General features: G+C 33.0%; 19 protein-coding genes. 3 read left to right on the forward strand and 16 right to left on the reverse strand.

Translation table 11 applies throughout. The features are described from left to right. Positions 1–29 precede the first annotated feature (29 nt). From coaE to Q5N74_RS11635, 11 genes are all read right to left on the reverse strand, one after another. Positions 30–617: a dephospho-CoA kinase gene (gene coaE / locus Q5N74_RS11585; protein ID WP_304388973.1), complete on the reverse strand. Its 588-nt coding sequence runs from the start codon at positions 615–617 to the stop codon at positions 30–32. Beyond that, positions 614–1,573, reverse strand: a complete 960-nt coding sequence (locus Q5N74_RS11590) for a YbbR-like domain-containing protein (RefSeq protein WP_304388974.1) — start codon at positions 1,571–1,573, stop codon at positions 614–616. The genes coaE and Q5N74_RS11590 overlap by 4 nt, the downstream gene beginning before the upstream one ends. Then, positions 1,570–2,577 (reverse strand): glycosyltransferase family 2 protein, encoded by a 1,008-nt coding sequence (locus Q5N74_RS11595; RefSeq protein ID WP_304388975.1) that lies wholly within the window; start codon positions 2,575–2,577, stop codon positions 1,570–1,572. Before Q5N74_RS11595 ends, Q5N74_RS11590 begins: the two co-directional genes overlap by 4 nt. A gap of 120 nt (positions 2,578–2,697) precedes the next feature. Then, on the reverse strand, positions 2,698–3,513 hold the full coding sequence (locus tag Q5N74_RS11600; protein WP_304388977.1) for an enoyl-ACP reductase: 816 nt from the start codon (positions 3,511–3,513) through the stop codon (positions 2,698–2,700). A gap of 118 nt (positions 3,514–3,631) precedes the next feature. Further along, positions 3,632–5,284, reverse strand: a complete 1,653-nt coding sequence (recN, locus tag Q5N74_RS11605) for a DNA repair protein RecN (protein ID WP_304388980.1) — start codon at positions 5,282–5,284, stop codon at positions 3,632–3,634. 43 nt (positions 5,285–5,327) lie between these two features. Next, complete coding sequence (locus Q5N74_RS11610; RefSeq protein ID WP_304388981.1) at positions 5,328–6,215, reverse strand: DUF4835 family protein; 888 nt, start codon at positions 6,213–6,215, stop codon at positions 5,328–5,330. Further along, positions 6,208–7,419, reverse strand: coding sequence for a bifunctional phosphopantothenoylcysteine decarboxylase/phosphopantothenate--cysteine ligase CoaBC (gene coaBC / locus Q5N74_RS11615; protein WP_304388982.1), 1,212 nt, complete (start codon positions 7,417–7,419; stop codon positions 6,208–6,210). Before coaBC ends, Q5N74_RS11610 begins: the two co-directional genes overlap by 8 nt. Positions 7,420–7,430: 11 nt before the next feature. After that, a complete protein-coding gene (locus Q5N74_RS11620; protein WP_132218790.1) occupies positions 7,431–7,757 on the reverse strand; it encodes a DNA-directed RNA polymerase subunit omega in 327 nt (108 codons plus the stop codon). 12 nt (positions 7,758–7,769) lie between these two features. Continuing rightward, on the reverse strand, positions 7,770–8,597 hold the full coding sequence (locus Q5N74_RS11625; RefSeq protein WP_304388983.1) for an outer membrane protein assembly factor BamD: 828 nt from the start codon (positions 8,595–8,597) through the stop codon (positions 7,770–7,772). Positions 8,598–8,734: 137 nt separating this feature from the next. After that, the gene (gene dapA / locus Q5N74_RS11630) at positions 8,735–9,613 is read right to left on the reverse strand and encodes a 4-hydroxy-tetrahydrodipicolinate synthase (protein ID WP_304388984.1); all 879 of its coding nucleotides are present in this window, start codon (positions 9,611–9,613) and stop codon (positions 8,735–8,737) included. Further along, entirely contained in the window at positions 9,606–10,133 is a 528-nt protein-coding gene (locus Q5N74_RS11635; protein WP_304388985.1) for a hypothetical protein, read from the reverse strand. The genes dapA and Q5N74_RS11635 overlap by 8 nt, the downstream gene beginning before the upstream one ends. Positions 10,134–10,191: 58 nt before the next feature. On the opposite strand from Q5N74_RS11635, the gene Q5N74_RS11640 reads away from it, so the two are divergent. Both Q5N74_RS11640 and Q5N74_RS11645 read left to right on the forward strand, forming a co-directional pair. Continuing rightward, positions 10,192–10,950, forward strand: a complete 759-nt coding sequence (locus Q5N74_RS11640; RefSeq protein ID WP_304388986.1) for a 5'-nucleotidase C-terminal domain-containing protein — start codon at positions 10,192–10,194, stop codon at positions 10,948–10,950. Positions 10,951–11,029: 79 nt separating this feature from the next. Further along, entirely contained in the window at positions 11,030–11,947 is a 918-nt protein-coding gene (locus Q5N74_RS11645; RefSeq protein WP_304388987.1) for a bifunctional UDP-sugar hydrolase/5'-nucleotidase, read from the forward strand. Here the strand turns inward: Q5N74_RS11645 and Q5N74_RS11650 are convergent. Then, positions 11,944–12,696 carry a hypothetical protein gene (locus Q5N74_RS11650; RefSeq protein ID WP_304388988.1) on the reverse strand — a complete coding sequence of 251 codons (753 nt, stop codon included), beginning with the start codon at positions 12,694–12,696 and terminating at the stop codon, positions 11,944–11,946. The two genes, Q5N74_RS11645 and Q5N74_RS11650, sit on opposite strands and share 4 nt — an antisense overlap. A gap of 175 nt (positions 12,697–12,871) precedes the next feature. Between Q5N74_RS11650 and Q5N74_RS11655 the strand changes: the two genes are divergently transcribed. Continuing rightward, positions 12,872–13,258 carry a DoxX family membrane protein gene (locus Q5N74_RS11655; RefSeq protein WP_304388989.1) on the forward strand — a complete coding sequence of 129 codons (387 nt, stop codon included), beginning with the start codon at positions 12,872–12,874 and terminating at the stop codon, positions 13,256–13,258. On the opposite strand, the gene Q5N74_RS11660 is transcribed toward Q5N74_RS11655, so the two are convergent. The 4 genes from Q5N74_RS11660 to Q5N74_RS11675 all read right to left on the reverse strand — a co-directional run bounded on the left by Q5N74_RS11660 (position 13,251) and on the right by Q5N74_RS11675 (position 17,568). Continuing rightward, complete coding sequence (locus tag Q5N74_RS11660; protein WP_304388990.1) at positions 13,251–13,967, reverse strand: hypothetical protein; 717 nt, start codon at positions 13,965–13,967, stop codon at positions 13,251–13,253. The genes Q5N74_RS11655 and Q5N74_RS11660 overlap by 8 nt on opposite strands. 86 nt (positions 13,968–14,053) lie before the next feature. After that, positions 14,054–16,048, reverse strand: a complete 1,995-nt coding sequence (gene ligA / locus Q5N74_RS11665; RefSeq protein WP_304388991.1) for an NAD-dependent DNA ligase LigA — start codon at positions 16,046–16,048, stop codon at positions 14,054–14,056. Positions 16,049–16,116: 68 nt separating this feature from the next. Beyond that, on the reverse strand, positions 16,117–16,989 hold the full coding sequence (gene prmC / locus Q5N74_RS11670; protein ID WP_304388992.1) for a peptide chain release factor N(5)-glutamine methyltransferase: 873 nt from the start codon (positions 16,987–16,989) through the stop codon (positions 16,117–16,119). Positions 16,990–17,076: 87 nt separating this feature from the next. Then, positions 17,077–17,568 carry a GNAT family N-acetyltransferase gene (locus Q5N74_RS11675; RefSeq protein ID WP_304388993.1) on the reverse strand — a complete coding sequence of 164 codons (492 nt, stop codon included), beginning with the start codon at positions 17,566–17,568 and terminating at the stop codon, positions 17,077–17,079. Positions 17,569–17,630 lie beyond the last annotated feature (62 nt).

The raw sequence follows: 17,630 nt of genomic DNA on the forward strand, positions 1-17,630 counted from the left end.
TACATTAACAAAAATGTTAAAATTTGGGTTTATTTCATCGCATTAAGCATTTTATTGTGAATTTCACTCACTTGATTTGTAGTATTTTCAAGTGTTGTATTCGAAATCACATAATTTGAAAGTTTTACTTTTTCAGCGTCAGACCATTGGTTTTTCATGATGGCTTCCACTTTATCTGTAGTTGTGTTGTCTCTTTTTAGCAAGCGCTCTATGCGCAAGGCCTTAGGTGCCGTTACGGTTATAACATAATCACATTGTTTGTAACCGCCGTTTTCAAACAAAATAGCCACTTCTTTTATTACATAAGGAGCATTTTGCTTTGACTGCCACTTTTTAAAATGTGTTGCCACTCTTGGGTGCACAATGGCGTTCATTTTTTGCAAATATGAGGTATCATTAAAAATGATATTTGCTATAAAAGGTTTGTTTAGCTGGTTGTTTACATAAGCCTCATTCCCAAACAGTTCTATAAGTTTTCGCTTGATAACTTTAGATGTATTCATAAGTTTTTTAGCTTCCTCATCGGCTATATACACAGGAATCCCCAACGCCGCAAACTGTTTCGCAACTGTTGTTTTCCCGCTACCTATACCACCTGTTAAACCTACAATTTTCATTCTATTATGATAAACTCTATACGTTGCTGCTTAATTTTCACATTTTTAGTAGACTTCGGAAAGGTGTCCAATTCCGGCACTAAAAGCGATTGATTATTCACAGCATGACTATAATCGCAAACTACCTTGAAATCTTTCGCTGAAACTGAATTAAAGTTACTTAAACTCACGTAATAAGAGACGTTAACTTCCTTTGGAAAGTATTTCAAGTTAATATTTTCAGGTACATTAATAATCGTTACAGGTATTTTCAATGTACCTTCTGTAAACTTTTCGACGGTTCCTTTTAAAATAATATTATCGTTTGAAAAGGTTAAATCTTTATTCTTCTCAGGAAGCTTTAATTTAACAATTTCTGATATATTTTTTCGAACCTCTTCTAACGTAAATGTTTCGGTTTCAACAAAATCAACTTTTGAAACTAATTTTTTAGGCCCCACAACCACAATAGAATCGGGTTCTAATACATATGGCTTAGCAACATCAAAACCTGGACTGTATTTTATGTCTGAATTCAGTTTAACTGGTATCTTCTTTACCATATTAACACCGTATCTAAAAGTGAGCACATCTGGAGACACATTTAACAATTCCACCTGTTTATCAAACTGCGTGTTTTCTATATATGCCTTCGATTTATTCCAAATAAAAACTGAATCCTTTTTATAAACATCTTTTTTAAAGTCAATTCTAATTTTTGGTTTCGAGAAGTAATACGTCAACCATTTAAAACCATGCGTTTTTAAAGTAATACTTAAAGCTACAGAATCATTAAAAAGCACATTCTCTTGTGGTACATTTACTTTTTCAATATTAAAAACGAGTGTATTTGTATACGTTTTAGATAGTTTTGTAAATATTAAAATGATGAACGAAAGCACTAAAAACAAAAAAAATACATTAATTTTTTTGCTTTTAATAGAGGATAATATGCCGGATTTTATTTTTTGTATCATAATGATTTAAAAAACAATTTAGGGAAATGAGTTTCGGGGTTCTTTTTTAAAACATCTACAGCCAGTGTCGATTTTAAAAATCCATAACCGTAACCAAAAAACTGCACAGCAATGGCTACTAATGCTAAAATAGAAACTCCTATATTTTTGGTTGAGAACAAAGCGGTTAAAAATGCTACCACAAAATACAAAACATAAAAGAGTATGAGAACATTTATTTGAACAGCCAACAAAAAAACAGCCACAATGAGTCCTAAACTAAACAAGGTAGGAAACCAATAGGTTATTTTTTTTGTTGAGGGATGCCAGGTATTCAAAATAGGGCGTACCAATCCGAATTTATACACTTGTTTATAAAATTTACTCCAAGAAATACGACGTTTATGGTACACAAAAGCTTGAGGAATCAGGGTTGTTTTATAACCTAAATTCCAAAGACGAATGGATAAATCGGGGTCTTCACCTGGGTGAATGAAACCAAAACCTTTCGATGCTAAAAAGGCTTCTTTTGAAATACCCATATTAAAACTTCGCGGCTGAAAAGTATCCACACTCTTTTTATTACCTCGAATACCACCTGTAGTGATAACCGATGTCATTGAAAAATTAATCGCTTTTTGCAACGGACTAAATGATTCATGCGCCGCATCGGGACCACCAAAACAATCTACATATTGTGTTGCTAAGCTTTTTTCAACTTCAAATAAATAGTTTTCGGGTAGAATGCAGTCGGAATCTAAAATAATAAAATAGTTTCCTTTCGCCTGTTGCATACCGAAATTTCTAGAATCACCAGGACCTGAATTTTCCTTAAAAAAATAAGCGATATCAAGCTTGGTTTTAAAAGCATCTACAACATTTTTAGACGCTATGGTTGATCCATCTTCAACAAGTACAATTTCAAACTTAGTATCCGTTTTTAACCCAACAAAACTTTGTAAAAGCTCTTGCGTTTCGTCTGGCCGATTGTAAACAGGAATGATGAATGAAAATTGTAATTGCATAACACAAATGTAATTAAAGCAAACAAAAAAGCCACCTTATACAAGTGGCTATGTTTTATTTTTTTAAAGACCTCACGCGTTTAAAAAACAGTGAGGTCTTATCCAATATATTAGGTATTCTTATTCTTCTCCAACAAAAGTGCTCATAACAGCATCACTAACCCCCATGTTGCTAAAACCACCATCATGAAATAGATTTTGTAATGTAACACGTTTGGTTAAATCACTAAATAATGTCACTGTATAGTTTGCACAATCTAAAGCTGTAGCGTTACCTAGTGGTGACATTTTATCTGCGTAAGCAATAAAACCGTCAAACCCTTTAACTCCACTACCTGCAGTTGTAGGTGTTGGCGATTGCGAAATAGTGTTTACACGTACTTTCTTATCACGACCAAAGAAATACCCGAAACTACGAGCAATACTTTCTAAATAAGCTTTATTATCAGCCATATCGTTATAATCAGGAAACACACGTTGCGCTGCCATATAAGTTAAAGCTACAATACTACCCCACTCGCTCATCGCGTCTTGTTTGTAAAGTGTTTGCATTACTTTGTGAAAAGACATTGCAGAAACATCAGTTCCTTTTTGTGTCCAATCGTAATTTTGGTCTGTATAATGTTTCCCTTTTCTAACATTAATAGACATACCAATAGAATGTAAAACGAAATCTATTTTACCGCCTAGAATTTCCATCGATTGTTGAACTAAATTCTCTAAATCTTCAATAGAAGTGGCATCAGCAGGAATAACTTGAGATCCAGTTTTTTCAGCTAACTCATTAATTTGTCCCATTCTCATGGCAACTGGTGCGTTGGTTAAAACAAATGTACCACCTTCTTCGTGAACACGTTCTGCTGTTTTCCAAGCAATTGAATTTGAGTCTAATGCTCCAAAAATGATTCCTCTTTTTCCTTTTAGTAAATTATACATATGTTAATGTGTTAATTCGTTGATTTATTGATTCGTTTATCTGTTAAAAGCTAACTTGACATAATTAAAGGCCAAAAGTACTAAACTTTAAACTTTTATACTTTAAACTTTAAACTTTTTAGTTCAGTAATTCCTTTGCGTGAGCAATGGCCGATGATGACATTTCAATACCGCCCAACATTTGAGCGATTTCTACAATACGCTCATCGTGATTTAATTTAACCAAATTGGTTTGCGTTACGTTGTTCACATCTTCCTTATACACTTTAAAATGCGAATGCCCTTTGGCTGCAATTTGTGGTAAATGGGTTATAGAGAATACCTGCATGGTTTTGCTCATTTGCAACATGATGTCTCCCATTTTATTTGAAATTTCTCCTGAAACACCCGTATCGATTTCATCAAACATAATGGTTGGTAATTGAATGTATTTTGACAATACAGACTTAATAGCCAACATTATACGAGACAATTCACCTCCTGAAGCGGCTTTTTTAAGTTCGTTAAAATGACCACCTTTATTCGCTGAGAATAAAAAGGATAAGTCGTCTTTTCCGTTAGCAAAAAACTCTTTTCCGTAAACTGCGTCTATTTTAAACTGCGCATTTGGCATGCCCAAACTCCCTAAAATAGTTTCTAATTGTTTTGTTAGCTCGGGAATAATAGCTGTACGTTTACTATGAATATCTTTTGAAATAGTGTTTAATTCTGTTTCTTTATTTTCAATTTCTAAGCGCTTCTTTTGAATAGACTCATCTAAATTCTCAGTAAAAGACACCTTTTCTTCTAGTTGAATTTTTATGGCGATTAAGTCTAAAATACTGTCTACTACATGCTTTTGCATTAAATTATGAAGCACACGTAGCTTAGAATCGACTACATCTAGTCTATTTGGGTCTGCTTCCAAATTATCTTGAAACACATCGACTTCTCTAAAAACATCATCCATATCAATTAAACTACTATTGACTCTTTTAAATAAGTCTTCGTATTTTAACGAATAACTGGATAATTTTTGAAGTGTATTTTTTAAAGTTCCTAATGCAGGAAGAATTCCTATTTGTTCTTCATTCAATAATTGATAAGCTTCAGAAAGTTTTTCCTTAATACCTTCAATATTATTTAAAGTTTCGTATTCTTCTTCAAGTAATTCCAATTCACCATCTACCAAATTGGCTTCAACCAATTCACTTAATAAAAATGAATTATAATCGTGTTCCTTAATGGCATCTGCCTGAAAATCTAAAAGTTCTTGAAGCTCTTTTTTTAATTTTTTATATGCTTTTAATTCTAATTTATAAGTTTGAAGTGGTGCATCGTTCTTCGCCAAAGCATCTATAACTTGAAACTGAAATTCATTGCTTGTTAACTGCAAGGTTTGATGTTGCGAATGAATATCAATTAAACGTTCACCCAATAATTGCAAACTATTTAAGTTTACGGGAGAATCGTTTACAAAAGCGCGCGATTTACCTGAAGGCAAGATCTCCCTACGGATGATGGTTTGCACATCATAATCAAAATCTTCTGCCTTAAAAAGCGATTGAAGTTTATAGTTTGAAATATTAAAAACAGCTTCAATGACACATTTTTCTTCTGTGTTTTTTAAGCTGCTTAAATCGGCACGTTTCCCAAGTATTAAAGATAAACCACCTAAAAGAATGGATTTACCTGCACCAGTTTCACCTGTAATAATAGAAAAACCATCGTTAAACTCCACATGAAGTTTATCAATTAAAGCGTAATTTTTTATGGAAAGTGACGTTAACATTCAAGTTAAAAATTTAAAGTTATAAGCTTAAAGTTGGGACAACCTAAAACTTAATATTTTGCCATTTGCTACTGTGCATAGGCGCTACTTTTTGTAAGGATTCTTTAACGCTGGCTATATTTACATTAGGGCCGTCGGTAAAAACTTGTTCAATTTCATCGGCCTTAGCATCAAAGAACGTTCGAAGTAAGAACGAATTTGGTCTGCGGCTGTTCATCGCCTGGAATTGTTTTAAAGTGCCTGCAATTTGCTCTTTACCTTCTTTAGCATTTGTATGCATCACATCTAAACCTTTCCGGTGGTAGGTGTACATAACATCTCTATACTCTCTAAAGGTTGGCGACAACAAATTATCTATAAGTGCAAATCTACTTTGCAAACCATCTGCCAGTTTCCAGCCTTTAAAATTATCTTGTTGAGAATAATTCACAATGGTTTGTGCTTGTTTAAAATAGGTATCGCCTCCGTTTGGAGCAAACGAATCGGCATCTAAACCTAAAATCATATTTATGTGAAATGCCAAAACAGATACTAAATTAGATTCGTATTGCGTTGGACTGAAAATTAAGTTTTGAAACTCTAAATACTTAAAATTAAAATCTTTATCGTTGAAATTATAAATAGGTGAAGTAAATGAAGACCCATAAACCGGTCGAGACGACTGTACTTGCAACGATGCCTGAAATGCTTCGCCACTGTAATTAACAACATTAACAATGATGCTACAATCTATACGCTCTTGGGTTGCAAACGTTTTGCTTGTCCATTTCGTATTATTAACAAACTCTTTTAATTGTTTCTCTAAAGTTTTAAAAATAGGCAGGTTTTCGTTCCCCGTTTGTTGTGCATTCACAACAACGTTGCAATTTAGTTCTTGAGAAAAACCTACAATTCCAAAACTGAATATTAAAACTATGAGTATGTTACGCATTAATGTGTTCTAAGATTTTATTTAATAAATCGATAGCAACGTCCGTCTTCGACTTTAATTGAAACTCTGTTACCGTATCTTCGGCATCTATAAAAGTAACCTTATTGGTATCACTTTTAAAACCTGCTCCTGTATCGTTTAACGAATTTAAAACAATTAAATTTAAATTCTTTCTTTTTAATTTGTCTTTTGCATTTTCCAATTCGTTATTGGTTTCTAATGCAAAACCTACTAAAAATTGATTGGTTTTAATAGCTCCCAACGATGCTAAAATATCTTTTGTTTTTTCTAGCTCTAAAGTTAACGTTGGGTCTTTCTTTTTTATTTTTTGTAAAGCTACTTCTTTTGGTTTATAATCGGCCACCGCTGCAGATAGAATGGCGACATCAGCTGTTTCAAAATACTCATGAGCCGCTTTATACATATCACTAGCACTTATAACGGGAATAACATGTATAAGACTGTGGGTTACTTTTTGGTGCGTTGGCCCCGTGATTAAAATAACCTCAGCACCTAAATTTGCCGATGCTTTAGCAATTTCAAATCCCATTTTACCGCTAGAATGGTTACCAATAAACCTAACAGGGTCTATCGCCTCGTAAGTTGGGCCTGCTGTAATAAGGACTTTTTTTCCTTTTAGAGGAAGTTTCTCTAAAATATCATTTTCAATAAAAGACACAATTGTTTCTGGTTCTGCCATTCTTCCCTCGCCTACCAAACCACTTGCTAGTTCACCACTTTCAGCAGGAATCATAACATTATTATAGCTCTTTAATGCGTTAAAGGAGTGTAATGTACTTTCGTGTTTGTACATATCTAAGTCCATCGCCGGAGCAAAATAGACTGGGCATTTAGCCGATAAATAAGTAGCTAACAAGAAATTATCGCAAACGCCATGTGCCATTTTAGACAAGGTATTTGCAGTTGCTGGTGCGATAACAAATATATTGGCCCACAAAGCTAAATCGACATGATTGTTCCAAATCGCATTATCATCCTCATCATTAGTAAATGAAGAATGTACTGGGTTTTTTGAAAGTGTTGATAAAGTTAAAGGGGTAATAAAATCTTTGGAAGAAGGCGTCATAACAACTTTTACGTTGGCGCCTAATTTTACAAACAGCCTTACGAGCGAGGCTGTTTTGTAAGCGGCAATACCACCACTAATTCCTAATAGTATGTTCTTGCCGCTTAATATTGACATATTAAAAAAGTTTACTGATTATCTTCCTCAGTATTTCTAAAATATATTTTATCTGTTAACCATTCTTGAACAGCTAAAGCATGTGGTTTTGGTAATTTTTCATAAAATTTAGAAACCTCAATTTGCTCTTTATTTTCAAAGATCTCTTCTAAACTATCGTTGTAAGTAGCAAATTCTTCTAACTTATCGATTAGTTCTTTTTTAATCTCTGTGTTAATCTGCTCAGCACGTCTTGCAATAATTGAAATTGACTCATAGATATTCTCTGTTGGTTCGTCAATTTGATTTCTGTCGTACGTGATGGTATTTACAGGTGCATTGGTTTTCTTTAAATCCATTGTCATTGTTATTTAACTTTTAGTGCTATATTTTTGTAATTCTTCATCTAAAACGGAAGCCATGGCGTTCACTTCTTCTATATGTTTAGAATTAGCATAGGCTTTTTTAAATGAAGTATAATATTCTATGGCTTCTTCCAAACGGTTTTTCTTCAATGGAACAAGACCGTTAGGAGTAATTTTAGTTTCTCTACTATTTACGGCTAGTTTATAAGCAGAATCAAATCTTAAAAACAAAGCTTCTTCACGTAATGAAGAACCAGGAAAATCAAACATAAAATTATCAAACGACTTTACAGACGCTGGATAATCAGATATCGTATTGTATTGTTTTGCAATGCTAAAGGCTTTCTTTTCTAACTTATAATCTAATTCGTGTACTAACTTATTAGCTTCAGAAAGGTATTCCGACTCAGGGAACAAATTGATAAAATCCTGCAATTTTTCAATAGCCGATTTTGTTTCCTTTTGGTCTTTAGAATAAACTGGTGATAATTGGTAGTAGCTTTTCGCACTTAAGAAAGAAGCTTCTTCTAATTTTTCACTTTTAGGATAACTAGACGCGAAACGTTCAAACTGATAACCTGCTGTATAATAATCTTTCATTTTATAAAATGAATTAGAATATAAATACATCAACTTTTCGGCTTGAGGCTTCCCTCTATAATTAGGTACAATTTGAGCAAATAATTTATTGGCTTTAGAAAATTTACCTGCGTTATAAAAGTCTTCTCCCATTTTAAACTTAGCAGAAATATCTTCGTTTTTTAAAACTTTTTGATATTCGCTACAAGAGCTTAAAAGAGTGATAGTTATTAATATGTAAAGAAATCTCTTCATAGTTTTGAAACAAGATGCAAAATTAAGTTATTAATATGGATTTTAAAAATATTATTTTACGGCTAAAATAATGGCTTAAACCCAGCAATCATCAGGATTAAGTAATATTTAACAGATATATAAATTTAACTTTATCCTTAAAACTTATTTATAAACGATTTGATTTTCTCTTTTAATGGATTGGAAGCGGGCACTAAAGGCAACCTCACACTGTCTCTACATAAACCTAAAGTTTCAAAAACAGCCTTAATACCTGCAGGGTTATTTTCTTCAAAAATATAACCAATAACATCCATTAATCTAAAGTGAAGTTTATAAGATTCTCTAACCTCTCCTTTTAACCCTAAACGAATCATTTCTGAAAATTCTTTAGGAAAACCTTGACCTATAACAGAAATAACACCGGCACCTCCAGCCAATACAATCCCTAAAGCTAAATCGTCATCACCAGAAATAATTAAAAAATCTTCTGGTTTATTTTTAATTAACTCTAAATATTGAGATACATTGTTTCCTGCTTCTTTAACAGCAATAATGTTTTTAAAATCGTTTGCCAAACGCAACGTCGTAGCAACTTCCATGTTTTTAGAGGTACGACCTGGCACATTATATAAAATAATATCAACAGGAGATGCTTCTGAAACAGCTTTGAAATGCTGATAAACACCTTCTTGTGTAGGCTTACTATAATATGGCGATACTGATAGAATAGCATCAATATTACTTAAATCTGTAGATTTTATTTCTTCAATAACTAGGGCTGTATTATTACCACCAATACCTAAAACCAATGGCACACGTCCATTAGCCGTTTTAGAAATGGTTTCTATAATATCTTGCTTTTCTTGCTTCGTTATTGTAACACTTTCTGCGGTAGTACCACAAACAACGAGGTATTCTACACCGTTTTCTATATTGAAATTTACAATATTCGCTAAGGCATCATGATCTATAGTTAAATCTGATTTAAAAGGTGTAACTAAAGCAACTCCAGTTCCTAGAAACTTACTATTCATTCTTAATTTTATTTAATATAGTTAGGTACTTAAAAACTTCGGTTTTAAATACTTTAAATTCTGTTAGGTTTGTTTTTATAATTAAATCGTTTAAACGCTCATCTACCTGAGAAACACCTACTTTTAGTTGTGCTTTCGATAAGGTGGTTAGCAGTTTTAACTCTAAAATATCTAATTGGTAATAGCTAATTAGCACATCAAATTCAGTATCTAAAAAAGATCGTAATTCGCTATTTTTAATGCTACCTCTCCAACCAAAATCTTTAGGATTATAACAAACGTCCCAAGATTTAAGCGTTTCTTTTTTATTGGAAGAAAACGCTATGATTTTCATTTTATTCGGAAGGATTTTTAGAGACGTTGCAAGCGCTTTAAATTGCTCAAAATCATCAACTTCATCTAAATTAAAGATAATACCTAAACTTTCAACCTTTGCTCCCGAAACATCAACTTGACGCTCAGACAACAATTTGTTCATGTACTTTTTAATAGATTTTTCTTTAAAACCTTTTAAAATCATTTATCTTTATCCTTTGCGCAAAGGTAACAAAAGTACACTCAAAAAATCTATTAAAAATATGAGGTTTACACATTTAATTTATTTGTTAAATATATTACTGCTTTTTAATTGTAAGCAACCTACAAGCTATCTCACTAAAATTGAAGGAAAGAAAATTCAAATTGAAGACACAATGGTTGAAGACCCCGCTATTGAAGCCTTTATAAAACCTTATAGAATTCACATACAAAAAGATTTAGACAGCGTATTAGCATATGCCCCAAAAACCTACTCAAAATCTGACGGTAAGTTTAATACCGCTCTGGGGAATTTTATGGCAGATGCTATTTTTGATATGGTAACCCCTATTTTTAAAAGCAGAACAGGAAAGAATATAGACATGGTTATTTTAAACCAAGGAGGTATTCGCTCCAACATAAACAAAGGCAATATAACCACAAGAACCGCTTTTGAATTAATGCCCTTTGAAAACAGTCTGGTAGTGGTTGCTCTAAAAGGTACTGCCATAGATAGCTTAACAAGCTACTTAGCCAAATCACAAAAAGCACACCCTATTTCAAAGCTTAAATTGATTATTGATACGAACTTTGAGATTGTTGAATCCTCTATTAATGGAGAAAAAATAGACCCCAATAAAATCTACTACGTAGCCATTAACGATTATATATATAATAATGGTGATGGTATGACTTTTTTTCAACCGAATGAAGGGCTCTACATTCTAGATTATAAGGTTAGAAATGCCTTAATAGACAACTTTAAAAAGGTAGACACGATCAACCCCGTTCAAGACGATAGATTCACACAAATACCGTAAAAGGCATTTATTTAATAACACATCTAGACGATGCAGCACAACAAAGCATCTTTTACATGTTCTTTTAATTAGCAAAAAAATGAAACGCAGAGATTTTATACAACAAGTATCGGCAACAACAGCAATGGTTACAATTGGAGGTGTAGGGCTACAATCATTTTCAGCCGCTCCAAAAACATCAAAAATAACAATTTTACATACCAACGATGTACACAGTCATATTGATGCCTTTGGACCAGAAGATGGTAGAAATGCGAACAAAGGTGGTGTTGCTAGAAGAGCGCATTTAATTGAATCTCTTAGACAAGAAAACCCAAACACGCTTTTATTAGATGCTGGTGATATTTTTCAAGGCACCCCCTACTTTAATTATTATGGTGGCGAACTGGAATTTAAACTTATGAGCAAGTTGAAATATGATGCCGCTACTATTGGAAATCATGACTTTGATAATGGTATTGATGGTTTGTATGCCCAGTTACCACATGCCGAATTTCAATTTATTTCTGCGAATTATGATTTTTCAAACACCATCATGGACACCCATGTAAAACCTTATAAGATTTTTAATAAAGGAGGTATCAAAATTGGCGTTTTCGGATTGGGTATTGAGCTGGATGGTTTAGTAGACTCTGCCATGTATAAAGAAACAAAATATCTAGACCCTGTTGAAATGGCTCAAGAAATGACACGTACGTTAAAAACAGTAGAGAAATGTGATTTAGTTATCTGCCTATCACATTTGGGTTACAGCTACAGAACAGATCCTGATAAAATATGCGATTTAAAATTAGCCGCATTAACTAAAGATATTGATTTGATTATTGGCGGACACACTCATACCTTTTTATCAAAACCAACTGTGGTAAAAAATAACGATGACAAAAATATGCTAGTAAACCAGGTGGGATGTTATGGTATTAACCTAGGGAAAATAGATTTCTATTTTGATGCCAACAAGAACAAAAGTGCAAACGGCACATCTATTATTGTTTAAGACCAAATAGTATCAGAAAAATAATTTCGTTTTAATTCTATTGACCTTGGCTCCTTAACTGCTGCGTTATTCATAACATATTTAAAAACCACAAATAAGGCTACTCCATACAGTATGCCTTGTAACAACTCTAACACCCAACTGTAAGAATAATAAACAATCACATAGTTTAACATCACAGACATACCAAAAAACACGACTGCGATAAAAAACAAAATAGATTGCTTTGTTTGGGTATATAAATACACTCCAAAAGACACAAAGGTTAAAACAATTAAAGCAAAACTTTTCATACCATATAAGAGCACTTCGGTTCTATTTGGAATAATTTCACTCAATAAACTACATATAGTAAACAAAAAGTAAAGACTTATTCCGAATACAAATAACAGGTACGCTGCTATAATCTTATCAACCTTAAAAAACTCTAAATTGGGAGCAATCATTAAAATGAGATAAAAGAAACTTAATGTGTGCAATACACTTGACGCTTCCATTAAAATTTCCTCAGGAAAAAGCACAAATGAGATATCTCCTAAAAAAGAAAACAATAAAAACGACATAAAAGCAATCCCTAGATAACTATATTTTATAAAAAATAAGGTTAGAAAAACGGGAATAAAAAGTGGCATAGTGGTTTTCATCAGTGACACATCGCCTGTGGCGACATCAAAGATATTTACTGCTATCAATAAAATTAATGCAGCCAGAAATACCGTATTAAAAGTAAATTTAAAGCTATTTTTCACAATGATTCATAAGTAGGTTGAATCAAATGTACAATTAATAATTCATTTTAGCGATATAAAACGTATTTAATCGATGTTCTTATTTGTTTTCGTGCGTTTTGTCGGATAAAACAAAAACAACATGGTAAGTAACGGGAACTAAACCGTCTAACCAATTGAATTTTAATTTCTTCTGATGAAAAAATATATTCCCCTAATACTAAGAATTGCTGTAGCTGTAATTTTAATTCAAACACTGCGTTTTAAATTTACAGCACACCCAGATAGTGTCTATATTTTTGAAAAAGTAGGACTTGAACCCTATGGCAGAATCACCTCAGGTATTTTAGAACTTACGGCGGGTATTTTATTACTCCTACCCAAAACGGTTTGGATAGGAGCCATAATCTCATTAAGTATAATAAGTGGCGCCATAATCATGCATGTAACCTTATTGGGAATTGAAATAAATAAAGATGGTGGTGTACTTTTTTACACAGCACTTTTAACTTTCACACTATCGGCCATTATATTATGGTTATATAGAAGGGATATCCCGTTCATAAGTAAAACACCTAATTAAGAGCCACTCCGAATTCTTGTCGCTTAACTTCCTTCTCTAATTTAGACTGTCTATAGAAAAAAAACAAAGCCAAAACATATAATGTGGTCGATATAATACTCAGTAAATGACGTTCCGATATGTACGCATTCGCAACCCAAATAACCTCTCCAAAAACCATACTCAAAGCACCTATGAATAAATATAGCGACTTTAAATTGTCTTTATAAAAATAGTTAAGCAAGGTAATCGACAAAAGCATCAACATCATGATGTTATAAACTAACTCAAAATAATACCCGTTAGACGTACCCGTAAAAGGGTCTACTATCGTTTGTAAAACATAAATAATATAAATATTCAAAATAGTTAAAACAGTTAAATGAATTTTATAGTTCTTAAAAACATACATCAACGAAATAGATTTCAAAACTTCAATAACCAAAAAGCTATACGCCAAAATACATAAAGTATTAGCAGAAAAATAATACAACTCATGAGGAATATAAGGAGCAATAAATGACATGAGATCCGACATGGAATAACACACCAAAAACAGGGTAAACAACAATGATTTCCGTTTAACAGTTATAAAATACAACAATGTAACCACTGGGAATATAATGGACTTAAACCCATCTGCAATTACATCCTCATCATTCAATCTAAACGATATAGATAAAATATAAAGCAGCAACCCTAAAAAGGCCAAGACTTTCAATTTGTTCATATTCACAATTTATGATTATTGAACAAATATAATCAAATAACACTATTAAGCGATTAAAAACTACGCTTAATCGGTATAATTTGTTTTTAACTTATTTTTTGTATGAAATCATATTCACTTAATATAAGAATATTCAAACTTTCTGCTTTCGTTTTTTTACTAGGCCCCATATTGTCTCCAGCCACAATAAAACTTGTTTTTGAAGAAATAGAACTACTTACTTTCCCGCCATTATCTTCAATAAGTTTTTTAAGTTCGTCCCGTGAAACAGATTCAAAAACGCCAGATACCACAATACTCTGCCCTTTTAACAATTCGGTTTGCCCAATAAGTTGTTCTGCTGATATTTCCAACTGAACACCAAAGGCTTTCAACCTATTAATTATTGCTATATTATCTTCTGAGGAAAAGAAGGCTCGAACACTTTCAGCTATTTTAACTCCAATCTCATCGACATTGACTAATGCTTCTCCTGTCGCCCCAGCTATAGCGTCAATACTTTTATAATGCTTTGCTAATTTCTTAGCCACCGTCTCCCCTACATATCGAATCCCTAAAGCATACAAAACACGCTCAAAAGGAATGGTTTTAGATTGCTCAACTCCTTGAATTAAATTTTCGGCACTTTTTTCGGCCATCCTTTCTAATGGAATTACTTGTTCTTTTGTTAATTCATATAAATCTGAATAATTAGAAATCAAACCTTCATGAACTAAAAGTGCCACTGTTTCACCACCCAAACCTTCAATATCCATAGCTTTTCTAGATATAAAATGCTGAATACGCCCAATTATTTGAGGTTTACATCCATTATAATTAGGACAATAATGCTGCGCCTCCCCTTCTTGTCTTACCAATTCTGTTTCACATTCTGGGCAATTGGTTATATAGTCGGTTGGTATAGAATTTGCAGGTCGTTTAGTTAAATCGACACCCAAAATTTTCGGAATAATCTCCCCTCCTTTTTCAACATACACTTCATCTTCTACTCGAATATCCAATTTTTCAATTTGATCGGCATTATGCAACGAAGCCCTTTTTACGGTAGTGCCAGCAAGTTCTACGGGCTCTAAATTAGCAACAGGCGTAATGGCTCCTGTTCTCCCAACTTGATAGGTAATACTATTTAATTTTGTTGAAACCTGTTCTGCTTTAAACTTATAAGCCATAGCCCAACGGGGCGCTTTGGCCGTATACCCCAACTCTTCCTGTTGTTGAAGGTTATTTACTTTTATAACCACACCATCAGTTTCATACGGCAAGTCATGCCGATGCACATTCCAATAGTCCACAAACTCTAAAATCTCATCAATAGAATTAGCAAGTTTCGCGGCCTTAGGCACCTTAAAACCCCATTGTCTCGCACTTTCTAAACTATCAAACTGTGAATTAACTCCTAAATTAGAACCTGTTAAATTATAAAGCATACATTCTAAGGGGCGCTTAGCAACCTCCGAACTATCTTGTAGTTTCAAACTTCCTGAAGCTGTGTTTCTTGGGTTTCTATATGGCTCTTCACCAATCTCCACACGTTCTTCATTCATTTTATTAAAACCATCAAAGGGCAAAACAATTTCACCGCGTATATCGAACTTTTCAGGGTAATCTCCTTTTAACTTGAGTGGAACCGACTTAATGGTTTTTACATTGGCTGTTACATTATCACCTTGAAAACCGTCACCTCTAGTCACTGCCTTTATTAAAACACCCTGTTCATACGTTAAACTAATGGAAGCCCCATCATATTTTAACTCGCAGGTGTATTGAATGGCTCCGTCTATGAGTTTTTTTAATCGTGTTTCCCAATCGAACAAATCTTCTTTGGAATAGGAATTATCCAATGAATACATACGTTGTGCATGCGGAATGGTTTCAAAATTTTTGATAACCTCACCACCCACGCGTTGTGTTGGTGAATTAGCATCGAAAAATTCGGGATGCTTTGCTTCTAAATCTTGAAGTTCTTTTAGTTTTATGTCGAAATCAAAATCTGAAATCGTAGTATCGTCAAGCACATAATAATTATAATTGTGCTGATTTAATTCGTTACGTAAGCTTTGTATTTGTTGTTCTACACTCATAATATTTGCCACTAATTCATAACAATTTATAAATTACTGCTCATTTTTTAATTCTTAAATGCTAACTACTAATTGTTAACCCCTTTTATCATTCTGTCTTTTTTAAACATATCTTGTTTTAATTCGATATGATTAAAATGATGTTTTACTAATAATTGAATCATATCATTCCCTAGATATTCATTAATTTCAAAAAACAACTTACCGTTTTTAGATAACGCATTAACAGCAAATTGTGTAATTGCATTATAAAACAATAAAGGATCGTCGTCTTTAACAAATAATGCCAAATGCGGTTCATTATCCAGCACATTGGGTTTCATATGTTGTTTTTCCTGCTCTCTCACATAAGGCGGATTTGAAACAATGATATCAAATTTCAAATTTTCAATTCCCAAGTCCCAACGTTCTTCTTCAACCAGCTTCAAAATATCGGCTTCTACAAATTCCACTTGAACTTCGTTTAACTCTCCATTTTGGGTTGCCATTTTCAAAGCAAGTGTACTTACATCCAAGGCATAAACTTTGGCGTTGGGTAACTTTTTTGCTAATGCAATCGCGATACAACCACTCCCCGTTCCTACATCTAAAATAGTAGGGTTCTGGTCGCTTAATGTTAAGTATTGATGAATAACCCATTCCACCAGTTCTTCAGTTTCTGGTCTTGGTATTAAAGTGTGTTCACTCACTTTAAACGTTAAACCATAAAATTCTGTTTTACCTATTATATATTGTATGGGGTGTTCTTTCTTTAATAATTCTAATGCTATGAAGATAAGATCATAATTATCAACCGCAAGTTCGGGCTCTATTGCCAAGGTTATTCTAGGAATATGGTAATACGCATCAAGCAACATAAAAAAAAAGCTATCTACCTCTTCTTTACCATATACCAGATCTAACTCTTTATGAAATATATTTTGTACCTCTTTTAAATTCAAATCTTAATTTTAAATTATTAATTCCGAAAATATTATAATTGAATGCTTTTCTTAAAATTAAGCCATCAAAGAAATTTCTTTTTGCTATTACAAATCTTTCACCATCCAAACACCACAGGCGAAATGCCCGGTATTTCCTAATGCACCCTGCAAATGTTTAAAACCATAACTTTCATAAATATGAATAGCTGCTTTAAGTTGTGGTGCCGACTCTAAATAACATTGTTTATAGCCTAAACTTTTAGCTGCTTCCATACATTTTCCAAAAAGTGCCCGTCCATAACCTTTCCCTCTTACTTTTGGAGAAAAATACATTTTTTGAATTTCGCACACATCGCTTTCAAAATCCTTCAAAGGCTTTACACCCCCGCCACCTAAAATTTCACCATCGTCATCTATCACAAAATATACATCGTTATCATTTTGATAGGATTCATACATTCGCGGTGTTTCCTTATCAGAATATGCGGTGCCCTCCAAAGGAATTTTAAATTCATGAAAACACCCTCTTATTACTTCTTCAAGTTGTACGTTATCTTTGGCTTCTATTTTCCTAATAACAATAGTCTCTTTACTCATTTTAAAATCTTAATTTTGCCCAAATGTTTATCGGGATGAAGATACATTAAATATAAAAAAAC

Source organism: Mariniflexile sp. AS56 (assembly GCF_030552475.1).
Classification (GTDB): domain Bacteria; phylum Bacteroidota; class Bacteroidia; order Flavobacteriales; family Flavobacteriaceae; genus Mariniflexile.